This is a genomic window from Sphingopyxis sp., assembly GCF_035250425.1.
Lineage (GTDB): Bacteria > Pseudomonadota > Alphaproteobacteria > Sphingomonadales > Sphingomonadaceae > Sphingopyxis.
The window spans coordinates 1-12,706 of the sequence record NZ_DATFFD010000080.1 but is presented as its reverse complement, the minus strand read 5'-3'; the positions used below and the strand labels follow the sequence as shown (position 1 = coordinate 12,706).

Sequence of the window (12,706 nt, the reverse complement as noted above, 5' to 3'; positions counted from 1 at the left end):
ACTCCCCGCGCTGCCATCGGTCCCAGATCTCGGATCGCTGGGCCGCCGAGTAATAAATCCGCTGACGCTGCTTCATCCCCACACTCCTTCTCCTCAAAGAATGAAGTGTTGCGACGATCCGTTGAACCCACCACCGATTGCTCCCGTTCCCCGACGAAAGCCGGGGTCCAGAAGGACAGGGCGGACTTTCGCTCTGGGCCCCGGCTTTCGCCGGGGAACGGGAGGGGGGTATCGGCCGGTAGCGGGCATAAAAATCATCGTCACCCTGAATTTGTTTCAGGGTCCATGGCCCGCCGTTTCCTTCAGCGCGGCGTCCTATTCGAGTTCCGGCCATGGATGCTGAAACAAGTTCAGCATGACGAAGATCGAACGGCAGCTCTCCATCCCCAAACCAACGCGCCTGCAATCCGCACAATCGCCCGTCTTAATGAAAATCGCGCGACTTGGGCAGGATGCGGACATTGCGCGGATGGCCGTGCCGCGCCGCGTGTTCGCGCGACGCCCGCGGAGGCGCGAGGTCGGGCCGCACCGGCTCGCCGTCGCCCAAACCGTCGCCCAAGCCATCGAGCATCGCGGTGCGGTCGACGATCCGCGTCGCCATCAGGTGGATCACCCCTTCCTTGCTCCGCTGCACCTCGCCTTCGGCGAGCATCAGCCGCGACGCCATGACGGCGCGGCGATAGCGTTCGAAATGGCGCGCCCAGAGCAATATATTGACGATCCCGCCCTCATCCTCGAGCGTGATGAAGATCGCATTGCCCTTGCCCGGGCGCTGGCGGATCAGCACGACCCCCGCGGTGCGGACGATCGATCCGTTCTTCGCCGCCGCGACCTCGGCCGCGCTCAGTACGCCTTCGCGCGCGAAATCGCGGCGCAGGAACGCCATTGGATGACCTTTCAGCGACAGCCGCGTCGTCTGATAATCGGTGAGCACATGCTCGACGAGTGGGGTGGGGGGGAGTTGTGCATCTTCTTCGACCCCCAGTTCGTCGGTTTCGGCCGCTCCGAACAGCGGCAAAACGCCCTGCCGGACGCGCCGCGCGTCCCATAGCGCGGGCCGCCGTTCGAGCCCCATCGACCGGCACGCATCGGCCTCGGCGAGCAGGCGTAGTGCGCGCGACGGCAGGCCCGCGCGGCGCGCGAGCTCCTCGATGGTGGTGAAGGGAGTGGTTCGCGCTAGGGCGATCTGGTTCGCCCATTCCTCGCGAAACCCGTCGACCTGACGGAACCCGAGCCGGAGCGCGAGGCTGCCGTCGCCCTTTCGCTCGAGGCTGCTGTCCCAGCCACTCGCATTGACATCGACCGCGCGCACCTCGACCCCATGTTCGCGGGCGTCGCGCACGAGCTGCGCGGGGGCATAAAAGCCCATCGGCTGTGAGTTGAGAATGCCGCAGGCGAAGACGGCGGGGTGGTGGCATTTCAGCCATGACGACACATAGACGAGCTTGGCGAAGGATTGGGCGTGACTTTCGGGAAAGCCATAGCTGCCGAAACCCTCGATCTGCTTGAAACAACGGGCCGCGAAGTCGGCCTCGTAGCCGCGGCGTATCATGCCGCCGATCATCTTCTCCTTATATTGATGGATCGTTCCGGCGTTTCTGAAGGTCGCCATCGCGCGCCGCAGACCATTGGCTTCATCGGGGGTAAATTCGGCGGCAACAATGGCGAGCTTCATCGCCTGTTCCTGAAACAGGGGGACGCCGCACGTCCTGAAAAGCAGATGGTAAAGTTCCCTGGGATCGTGCGGCGGCGCAGGCGAAGGGTAGTCCACCTTTTCTTCGCCGCTCCGGCGCTTCAGATAGGGGTGAACCATATCCCCTTCGATCGGTCCCGGCCGGACGATCGCGACCTGAATGACAAGGTCATAGAATTCCCGCGGGCGTAGCCGCGGCAGCATGTTGATCTGCGCACGGCTCTCGACCTGAAAAACGCCGATGCTGTCGCCCTTGCAGAGCATGTCATAGACAGCCTTGTCTTCTTCCGGGAGCGATTTGAGATTATGATCGCCCAGATCGTGCAGCCGCATCAGATCGAAACATTTGCGGATGCAGGTCAGCATCCCGAGCGCGAGCACGTCGACCTTCATCAGCTTGAGTTCGTCGATGTCGTCCTTGTCCCATTCGATGAAGGTGCGATCCGCCATCGCGGCATTGTGAATGGGCACCGTCTCGTCGAGCCGGTCCTCGGTCAACACATAGCCGCCGACATGCTGCGACAGGTGGCGCGGGAAAGTGAGCAGCTGCGCGACGATCCATTGCAGCCGCGCGATGTCGTCCAGCTCGGGGTCGAGCCCGGCTTCGACGAAGCGCTCGATGGGCATCTCGCTGCCCCAGCTGCCCCAGGTCGTGTCGGCGAGCCGCTGGGTGACGTCCTCGCTAAGTCCCAGCGCCTTCCCGACCTCGCGCACCGCGCTGCGCGGACGATAATGGATCACCGTCGCGGCAATCCCCGCGCGCCGCCGCGTGTAGCGGCGATAGACATATTGCATCACCTCCTCGCGCCGTTCGTGCTCGAAATCGACGTCGATATCGGGCGGCTCGCGACGTTCCTCAGACAGGAAGCGCGTGAAGAGCAGATTGTTAGCGATAGGGTCGATCGATGTGATTTCGAGCAGGTAACAGACGAGCGAATTCGCCGCCGAACCGCGCCCTTGGCAAAGGATGGGCGGGTTTTGCGTACGGGCGAAATTGACGATGTCGTGGACGGTCAGGAAATAGCAGGCGAAATTGCATTTGCGGATGAGGGTGAGTTCCTCGTCAAGAACCTCCCGCCAGCGCTTTGGCAATCCGCCCGGATGAAGCTTGGTCGCAGCTGTCATCACCATATGTTCGAGCCAGCTTTGGGGCTGCCAGCCTTCGGGAACCGGCTCGTGCGGATATTCATACTCCAGATCTCGAAGCGAAAAACCGATACGATCGAGTATCTTCGCGCTTTCGTCGACCGCTTCGGGGCTGGTGCGGAACAGACGCCGCATTTCCTGTGGAGATTTCAAATGACGTTCGCCATTGGCGCGCAGCAGACGGCCGGCATCGCTGAGGTTCGTGCCTTCGCGAATGCATGTGATGACATCATGGAGCGGGCGCTGTTCGCGCGTCGCGTAAAGTGCGTCGTTGGTTGCGAGCATCGGAATGCCGACGCGGTGAGCCAAGGATTCCAACCGGGCGAGATGCCGACGATCGCTGCCGCCTCTCGGCATCGTCGCGCCCAGCCATAGCGAGTCCGGTGCCGCCTTTTTGAGGCGGCGAAGGATGAACTCATCCTGTGCCGTCGCCATCGCGATCAGGATCATATCCTCGCAATGGGTCAGCAGATTCTTGAGCTTCATCACGCAATCGCCCTTTGTGGTGCGGCGATTGCCGATGGTCAGCATACGGGTGAGGCGACCCCAGCCATGGCGCGTGGTGGGGTAGACGATGATGTCCGGGGTTCCGTCGTCGAAGACCAGCCGGGCACCGACGACGAGTTTGAAAGGGGGGAGCTCGATCCTGTCTTCCGCGGCATCCTCGCGCAGCTTGCGCAGACCGGTCAGCGCCCGCACCACGCCCGCGACGCTGTTGCGATCCGCAATCCCGATACCCGGCATGCCAAGAGCGATGGCTTCCGCGACCATTTCATGCGGGTGCGAGGCGCCGCGCAGGAAGCTGTAGTTGGTCGCGGCGACCAGTTCGGCGAAGCCGGGGTTGGCAAGTTCCCCGCTCATGCGAAGACCCCGTGGATATACCAGCGCGGGTCGGGTTTTTCGTCATAGAGGCCGTGGCGAAAGAGCCAGAAGCGGCGGCCCTGCGCATCTTCGACGCGGTAATAATCGCGCGTCAGCCCGCCATTGTCGCGGCGGCGCCACCATTCGGCGGCGATGCGTTCGGGGCCTTCGTAGCGGCGGACCGCGTGCGCCTGCCGGCGCCAACGGAATTGGTGCGGCGGGCCGTCGGGCACCTCGGCGATCACCTCGATCGGCTGCGGCGGATCGAAGAGGTGGAAAGGACGCGTTGGCGGCTCGCCGGCTTCGGGTGCTGGCCATGGCAGCGGGGGCGGGGCGTCGGCCGCGGGCAGTTCGAGCTGCGCCTGTTCGGGAATATGCGTATCGGCGGGGCGCAGCCGGCGGACGCGCGCGCGCCCAAGCCGCGTCGCCAGCCGGTCGGCGAGCTCGTCGATCGCGGCCTCCTTCACCGCGCCGCCCTCGAGCTTGAGCTGGCTCGCGCCGAGCGCTTCGAGCCGCGGCACGGCGAGGCGGATCATGTCGAAGCCGAAACCGGGGTCGAGCGGGTCGGCGAGGCTGTCCATGCGCTCGGCGAACAGGCGCATGACGAGGCCCGTGTCGCGCGTCGGATGGCCGGTTTCGATCGCGATGCTGCGCGCGAGGCCGTCGCTGCGAAAGAAGGTGGCGCGGAAATGGCGCCCGCCCTTGCCGCGTTCGGCAAGCTTTTCGATCGCTTCGGCGGCGAGTTCGGCAAGGATTTTGGTCGCATGTGCTGTGCTCCCGAGCGGCTCGGCGAAGCGGCGTTCGACGGCCACCGGCGGTGGGAGGATGCGTGGGTCGAGCGGGCTCGGCGCATCGCCCAATATCCGGCGCAATGCCATCGCGGCGTCGGCGCCGAAGCGCGCGGCGATATTCGCCATCGGGCGGCTCGCGAGGTCGCCGATCGTCTTGAGGCCCGCGCGGACGAGCGCGGTCGTCGCTTCTTCCTCCAGTTCGAGCGCGGCGACGGGCAGGCGGCGGATCGCGCTGGCTTCGTCGGGGGCGGGGCGGGCCTGGTAGCGTGCGAGCGCGCGCGCGGCGTCGGCGGTCGGGCCGAGCGCGTGGCGGAGCGTCATGCCGAGCCGCGCGAGGCGCATCTCGACATCGGCCACGAGGTCCGCTTCGCCGCCGTACAAATGTTCGGCGCCCGCGATGTCGAGGATCAGTCCGTCGGGCGCGTCGAGTGCGACGAGCGGGGAATAGCGCGCGCAGCCCTGCGCGAGCCGGTCGAGCCAGTTCTGGTCGAGCACGGGGTCGTGCGAAACGACCGCGAGTGCACCCACCTGCGCGCGCGCGTCGGCGAGGGGCATGCCGGGGCGTAACCCAACGGCCAGTGCCTCTGCATCGACGCTCGCGATCCGCATCGCGCCGCGCTGTTTCTCGGCGAAGACGAGCGGGGCGTCAGGCGGCCGCGGCGCCGTGCGAAGCCATCGCTCGGCGGGCAGGAAGGGGAAGAAGAGCGCCAGATAGCGCCGCTTCGTTGGCATTTGGCCCGAAAGCTTTTTCGTCATGATTCCAGTCCAGTCGCCAGCGGGCGGGCGCAGAGCCGCCGCGCCAGCGCAGCAATTCGAGGTCGAAGGCGGGCGCGCCGGGGGCGTTCGCTTCGAGCGCGTGCGAGGCGGCGGCGGCGACGCTCCAGCGCGTCTCGGCGACGCTCGGCGCCGGGGCGGCGTTGAGGCGGAGCATCAGCAAGGTTGTGCCCGCATCGCGCGCGCCGAGCGCGAGCCGCCGCCCCGCGGTGAGGTCGAGCAAGGGGAATTTGCCCCAGCTTTCGACGATCACCGCCGCCGATCCCGCGCAGCGGATCGCATCGTTCGCACAGGCGAGCAGCATTTTGGGGTCGGGAGCCTCGATGAGCAGCAGCCGATCGGGGTCGCCGCCGAGTTCGGCGATGCCGGGGGCGTAGATATGGCCGGTGCGTTTGCCGGCGTCGCTCGTGCGCAGCCAGATCAGCGGCGCCTTGCCCGGGGTGCGCAGCGCGATCAGCGCGGCAAAGGCGGCGGCGCTCGTCGAATCGAGCGCGTCGGCGGCGAAAAATTCGTGGGTGCGCCCGATCATCAGGCCGCCGCCGATCGCGGCGTCGAAAGACGCGTGTCCGCTCGCAAGCCAGCCCTCGGCCCGGCGGCTTTCGAAACCGCCATTGGCGGCCAGCCGGGCGATGCGTTTGCGCAACCCGGCGAGTATGTGAGACGACTCGCGCATCATTTGTTCCTGATATGTTCTATTAGCGCGCGAGTCAGGGCATCTGTCAAGGCATCGGTGCCGGGTCAATTGTTTCACGCGAAGACGCGAAGGCGCGAAGAGGCTGGCTCGGGCCTATAGGCCCATTTCTTCAACAGGGCGGAGCGACCGCATCGTTGAAAGGAGGAAGGCCGCTTTGCGGCAAGCGCAACCTCTTCGCGTCTTCGCGTCTTCGCGTGAAATATTCTAACGCGACCTCTCGACGTCAGACCCCGCGCTGCTGTCGCCGCCCAATGCACGGAACAGCGCGATCCGCGTCTGGACGAGCAGCAATTGCGTCCCGACCTCGCTCCGCCGCGCCGAATAGAGGCTGCGCTGCGCGTCGAGGCTGGAGAGGAAGCTGTCGACGCCGCCCTTGTATCGCGCGTCGGCGAGCGTCGCGGTGTCGGCGGCGGCCTCGGTGTTGGCGGCGGCGGCGCGAACGCGCTCGGATATGGTGCCCTGCACCGCGAGCGCGTCGGCGACCTCGCGGAACGCGGTCTGGATCGCGCCTTCATAGCCCGCGAGCGCCGCGTCGCGCTGCGCTTCGCTGACTGCGACCCCTGCACGGCGGCCGCCGGCGTCGAAGATCGTCGCGGTCGCATCGCCGCCCGCCGACCAGCTGAACGATCCGCCGTCGAAGAGGCCCGAGAGCGCATTGCTGGCAAAGCCGAGCAGCCCGGTCAGCGAGATCGACGGGAACAATTGCGCGCGCGCGACACCGATGTCGGCGTTGGCGGCGCGCAGGCCATATTCGGCCTCGATCACGTCGGGACGGCGGAGCAGGATTTCGGAGCTGACCCCGGCGGGCAGCGACACGATCGCCGGCGTCACTTCGGTCAGGTTCGCGGGGAGCAGCGTCCGGTCGACATCGCCGCCGACGAGCAGGCGGATCAGATTCTCATCCTGCGCGAGCGCGGTCCTTTGCTGCGCGATCGCATCCTCGGCGGTCGCGAGGATCTGTTCGGCCTGGCGCAGGTCGGTGCGCGGCGCGACGCCGCCGTCGAGCCGCGCCTTGGTCAGCCGCACGCTTTCGCGCGCATTGGCGGCGGTGTCCTCGGCGATTTTGAACAGGTCGCGATCGGCGCCATAGGTCGCCCACGCGTCGGCGAGACTGGCGATCAGCGCGAGGCGCACCGTGCGCGACGCCGCCTCGGTGCCGAGCGCGCGGTTTCGGTCGGCCTCGGTCGCATTGGCGAGCTTGCCGAACAGGTCGAGTTCGAACGCGGTGATGCCGCCGCGCAGCGAGAAATCGCCGCTGCCGTTTCCGCCATCGCTGTCCGAATAACCCGCCCCGGCGCTGATCCCGAGTTCGGGGAATTGCCCCGACCGCGTGACGCGCACCTGCGCGCGCGCCGCGGCGACATTGGCGTAGGCGACGCGCAGATCGCGATTGTTCGCGAGCGCCTGATCGGTCAGCGATTGCAGCCGCGGATCGGTGAACACGCTTTTGTACGAGAGGACCGGCAGCGCCGCCTCGCTCTGGAGCAGATAGGCGTCGCCGGCGGGCCAGCTTTGAGGCACCGGCGGCGTCGGCAGCACCGTTTTCGGCGCGAGCGAGCAGCCGGCTAGCGCCAGCGTGCTCGCCATCAGCAGGGCGCGCGTGCCGGTCATGCCGGCTCCTCCGCCAGGCCTTCACCCTTGTTCTTGCCGAAGCGCGCCCGCGCCGCCGCGAGGCTGTCGCGCACGCCGCGGCGGACGAGGACGAAGAAGAGCGGAATGAAGAAGATCGCGAGGAAGGCGGCGGTGAGCATCCCGCCGATCACCGACGTGCCGATCGCGACGCGGCTGTTGGCGCCGGCGCCGGTCGCGATCGCGAGCGGCAGCACGCCGAAGATGAAGGCGAAGCTCGTCATCAGGATCGGGCGCAGGCGGATGCGCGCCGCGGCGATCGCGGCCTCGATCACGCGCTTGCCCTTGCGCTCTTCCTGTTCGGCGAACTCGATCATCAGGATCGCGTTCTTCGCAGCCAACCCCATCGTCGTGAGCAGCCCGATCTGGAGATAGACGTCGTTTTCGAGCCCGCGCAGATTGACGGCAAAGATCGCGCCGATCAGCCCGAGCGGAATGACGAGGATCACCGCGAGCGGGATCGACCAGCTTTCGTAAAGCGCCGCGAGGCAGAGGAAGACGACGAGCAAAGACAGGCCATAGAGCAGGGGCGCCTGCCCCGACGAGAGGCGCTCCTGATAGGAGGAGCCCGACCAGGCGACGCTGGTGCCGGGGATCTCGTTCGCCATCCGCTCCATCTCGTCCATCGCCTCGCCCGAACTGGTGCCGGGCGAAGGCTGGCCCGAGATTTCGAACGCGGGCACGCCCTGGAAGCGCGAGCTGCTGCTCGGGGTCGTCGACCAGCCGGTCTTGGCGAAGGCCGAGAAGGGCGACATTTCGCCGTCGGCGGACCGGACATACCATTGGCCGAGGTCTTCGGGGCGCGCGCGATAGGGGGCGTCGCCCTGGACATAGACGCGCTTGACGCGTCCCTTGTCGATGAAGTCGTTGACGTAGCGCCCGCCCCACGCGGTCGCGAGGGTCGAATTCACATCGGCATTGTCGATGCCGTACGCCGTCAGCCGCTGCGTATCGACGTCGATCTTCAGCGTCGCGACATCGGGCAAGTCGGACAGGCGGACCGAGGTCAGCTTGGGGTTCGCGTTCGCCGCGGCGAGCAATTTTTCGCGCGCTTCGGCGAATTCGGCGCGGCTCATCCCGCTGCGGTTCTGGAACTGCATCGTGAAGCCCGACGAATCGCCGAGCCCGCGCACCGCGCCGGGGACGAGCGCGAAAATCTGGGCATCGCGGAGGCCGCTCAGCGCCCCCCGCGCACGTTCGACGATCGCATCGGCGGTATTTTCCCGGCCCGGCCGGTCGTCCCAATGGGTGAGGTTGACGAAGCCCTGTCCGGTGTTCTGTCCCGAAGCGCCGCCGCCGCCGCCCGCGATCAGGAACAGCGCCTGCACATTGGCCTTTTCCGCGGTCATCATATATTTTTCGATTTCATCGCGCACTTCGAGCGTGCGCGCCTGCGTCGCGCCGGCGGGCAGGCGGAACTGGATCTGCACGCGCCCCTGATCCTCATTGGGCAGGAAGCCGCTCGGCAGGCGCAGGAACAGGACGACGAGCAGGACAAGCAGCACGGCGTAAATGCCGAGGAAGAGCCATTTGCGGTCGACGACCTTGGTGACGCTGCCGACATAGCGGTCGACCGAGCGGTCGAAACGCGTGTTGAAGCCGGTCTTGGCGCGTTCGAGCAAGGCGCGCGCGCGTGGGAAGCGCCCGCCCTCTGCGGGGGCGCCATCGTGGCTCTTCGGCTTGAGCAGCGTCGACGTCAGCGCGGGGCTGAGGATCAACGCGACGAGCACCGACAGCGCCATCGCCGACACGATGGTGACCGAGAACTGGCGATAGATGACGCCCGTCGATCCGCCGAAGAAAGCCATCGGCAGGAACACCGCTGACAGCACGAGCGCGATCGCGATCAGCGCGACCTGCAGCTCCTTCATCGACTGGATCGTCGCGTCGCGCGCCGACATGCCGGGATTCTCTTCCATCAACCGCTCGACATTCTCGACCACGACGATCGCATCGTCGACGAGCAGCCCGATCGCGAGCGTCAGCCCGAACAGGGTGAGCGTGTTGATGCTGAACCCCAGCATATAGAAGATGGCGAAGGTGCCGAGCAGCACGACGGGCACCGCGATCGCGGGAATCAGCACCGCGCGCCAGCTCTGCAGGAAGACGAACATCACGAGGATGACGAGCAAAATCGCTTCGAACAGCGATTTCTGCACTTCGCTGACCGACAGCTTGATGAAGGCGGTCGCGTCGTTGGCGTAGCTGTAAGTGAGCCCGTCGGGGAAATCGGTGGCGAGCTCCTCCATCCGCGCCTTGACCCGGTCGGCGGTTTCGAGCGCGTCGGACCCCGGCGACAGCGAAATCGACATGCCCGCGCCCGGATGGCCGTTGATGCGGCTGACGACGGCATAGCTTTCGGCGCCGATCTCGACGCGCGCGACATCCTTGATGCGCACCGTCGATCCGTCGGGCAGCGTCTTGAGCACGATATTTTCGAACTCGGGCACGGTCTGCATCCGCGACTGCGCGGTGACCGTCGCGTTGAGCATCTGCCCTTGTGGCGCGGGCAGGCCGCCGACGTCGCCCGCCGCGACCTCGCTGTTCTGCGCGGTGATCGCCGAAATCACGTCGCTCGGCATCAGCGATACCGCCGCGAGCCGCTGCGGATTGAGCCAGATGCGCATCGCGTGCGGCGCGCCGAAGATATTGACCTCGCCCACGCCTTCGACGCGCGACAGCGGATCCTGGATGTTCGACGCCATATAGTCGGACACGTCCTGGTTCACGCGCGTGTCCGTCTCGTCATAGACGCCGACGAGCAGCAGCGTGTCCGAGTTCGACTTGGTGACGCGCACGCCCTGTTGCTGGACCTGTTGCGGCAGGCGCGAGACCGCCGATGCGATCTTGTTCTGGACCTGCACCTGCGCGATGTCGGGGTCGGTGCCCTTTTCGAAGATCGCGGTGATATTCGCTTGCCCGCGCGAGCTCGATTGCGAGCTGAAATAGAGCAGGCCGTCGATGCCGGTCAGCTGCTGTTCGAGCACCTGCGTAACGCTGTTCTCGATCGTCTCGGCCGACGCACCCGGATAGGAGGCGCGGATATTGACCTGCGCCGGGGCGATGTCGGGATATTGTTCGATCGGCAGCGAAAAGAGCGCGCCCGCGCCGCCGAGCATGACGATGATCGCCAGCACCCAGGCGAAGATCGGCCGGTCGATGAAAAGGCGCGACATAAGCGGTTACTTGCCCTTGGCTTGGGCGTCGCCGCCCTTAGGCGCGCCGACGCGCTGCGCGCTGCTCGCGGGCACGGGGCGGATCGGCGCGCCCTGCCGCAGATTGCCGATGCCCTGCGTGATCACGCGGTCGCCGGGTTTCAGCCCGTCGGTGACGACCCAATTGGCGCCCGACGTGCGGTCGGCGACGATCTTGCGCCGCGCCGCCTTATTGTCCTTGCCGACGAGATAGACAAAGGCCGATCCGTCGAAATCGCGCTGCACCGCGGCCTGTGGCAGCAGGATAGCCGCCGGGTTCACCGCCTGGTCGAACAGCGCGGTCACGAACATGCCGGGCAGCAGGATACCCCTGGGATTGGGGAAACGCGCGCGCAGCGTGACGGTGCCCGTCGCCTCGTTGACCGTGATGTCGGAAAACTGGACGGTGCCGGCGAAAGCATAGGCGCTGCCGTCTTCCATGCGCAGGCGCACCGAGGTGCTGCCCGCGGTGACCCCGCCGCTTTCGATCGCCTGGCGCAGCGTGGTCAGCTCGGCGCTTGACTGCTGCATGTCGACATATATCGGGTCGGTCTGCTGGATCACTGCGAGCGGGCTCGCCTGGCTCGCGCTGACGAGCGCGCCGGGGGTCGCGAGGCTGCGGCCGATACGCCCGCTGATCGGCGCGGTGATCGTCGCGTAGCGCAGGTTGATGCGCGCGGTTTCGAGCGCGGCGTTATTCTGCGCGACCGCGGCGCGCGCCATCCGCGCCTCTGCCAGCGCGTCGGTGTAATCCTGCTCGGCGACCGCCTGCATCTTCGCAAGCGGTTCGAGCCGCCGCGCGCGCTCCTCGGCGGCCTGCGCGCTCGCGCGGGCGCTCGCGAGGTTCGCGGCCGCCTGATCGACACCAGCCTGATAGAGGCTCGCATCGATCTGATAGAGCGGCTGGCCGGCGCGCACAAAGCCGCCTTCGGTGAACAGGCGGCGGCGGATCAGGCCGTTGACCTGCGGGCGCACTTCGCTCGTCTCGAACGCGACGGTGCGTCCGCCGAGCGACGAGGTGACGGGCACCGGCTCGACCTTCACGGCGACATAGCCGACCTCGGGCGCGGCGCGGCCACCCTTCTCTTCTTCCGCCGAACAGGCGGCCAGTGACAGGGCGATGGCGCACAGCGCTCCGGCGCGGAGCAGCGGCCTCTTGTCCAGCATAAAGGTCAATCTCGTTTCGGGTTCGCAACGGAAAGGGAGATTTTGCGCCTATTCAACCCATTGTCCCCATGCTGGCAAGTGCAATGGGCACGATGAGACAATTTGCGACACTTTTTCCGCGCAGGCAGTGGATGCGGCGCCGTCGCTCTGTGAATATCAGCTTGCGCGCTGGCGCTAAGCTTTAGCCCGCCGTTGGCGGCGCGACCGACTGTCGTTCGACGAGGGTCGAAGCGAGCTCATTGCTCTCGTCGTCGCTGCTTTTGAAGCCCGGGCCTAGGAAATCGGGGACGAGCGTCTGCGCGGCGCGAATGCCCATCTCGCGGATCGGCCAGCGTACCGTGCTGAGCGCGGGCCAGATATGCGTCGCGGTCGGGCTGTCGTCGAAGCCGATGATCGACAGCTCGTCCGGCACCTTGATGCCCTTGCTGTGCGCGACGCTCATCACGCCGGCCGCCATCTCGTCGTTCGAGCAGAAGAGCGCGGTCGGGGGGGCGGTCAGCGACAGCAGCGCCTCGCCGGCCTCGATACCCGCGGTGTAGCGGTAGTTGCCGGGCGCATAAAGTTCTGCGGGAAGATCGAGCCCGGCCTCGGCGAGCGCTTCGCGGAACCCCTCTTCGCGCTCGGCCGCCGAGCGAAAGCCGGCGGGGCCGCGCACGAAGCCGATGCGGCGGTGGCCGAGCGCGACGAGCCCGCGCACCGCCTCGGCGACGACTTCGCGATCGTTCGACGAGATGCAATGCTTTTCGTCGTCGATCCG

7 protein-coding genes are annotated in these 12,706 nt (G+C 66.7%); all 7 read right to left on the bottom strand.

Going from position 1 to position 12,706, the window contains the following annotated elements:
- Window positions 1–424: 424 nt before the first annotated feature.
- A complete protein-coding gene (locus VJ811_RS04910; protein WP_324071159.1) occupies window positions 425–3,700 on the bottom strand; it encodes an error-prone DNA polymerase in 3,276 nt (1,091 codons plus the stop codon).
- Window positions 3,697–5,223: a DNA polymerase Y family protein gene (locus VJ811_RS04905; RefSeq protein ID WP_324071158.1), complete on the bottom strand. Its 1,527-nt coding sequence runs from the start codon at window positions 5,221–5,223 to the stop codon at window positions 3,697–3,699. The genes VJ811_RS04910 and VJ811_RS04905 overlap by 4 nt, the downstream gene beginning before the upstream one ends.
- The gene (locus VJ811_RS04900; protein ID WP_324071157.1) at window positions 5,138–5,938 is read right to left on the bottom strand and encodes a hypothetical protein; all 801 of its coding nucleotides are present in this window, start codon (window positions 5,936–5,938) and stop codon (window positions 5,138–5,140) included. The genes VJ811_RS04905 and VJ811_RS04900 overlap by 86 nt, the downstream gene beginning before the upstream one ends.
- 225 nt (window positions 5,939–6,163) lie before the next feature.
- Window positions 6,164–7,570, bottom strand: a complete 1,407-nt coding sequence (locus VJ811_RS04895; protein WP_324071156.1) for an efflux transporter outer membrane subunit — start codon at window positions 7,568–7,570, stop codon at window positions 6,164–6,166.
- Entirely contained in the window at window positions 7,567–10,764 is a 3,198-nt protein-coding gene (locus VJ811_RS04890) for an efflux RND transporter permease subunit (RefSeq protein ID WP_324071155.1), read from the bottom strand. Before VJ811_RS04890 ends, VJ811_RS04895 begins: the two co-directional genes overlap by 4 nt.
- 6 nt (window positions 10,765–10,770) lie before the next feature.
- Window positions 10,771–11,949 (bottom strand): efflux RND transporter periplasmic adaptor subunit, encoded by a 1,179-nt coding sequence (locus VJ811_RS04885; RefSeq protein ID WP_324071154.1) that lies wholly within the window; start codon window positions 11,947–11,949, stop codon window positions 10,771–10,773.
- A gap of 181 nt (window positions 11,950–12,130) precedes the next feature.
- Window positions 12,131–12,706, bottom strand: a 576-nt coding sequence (locus tag VJ811_RS04880) for a substrate-binding domain-containing protein (protein ID WP_324071153.1), incomplete at its 5' end; no start/stop codon positions are given.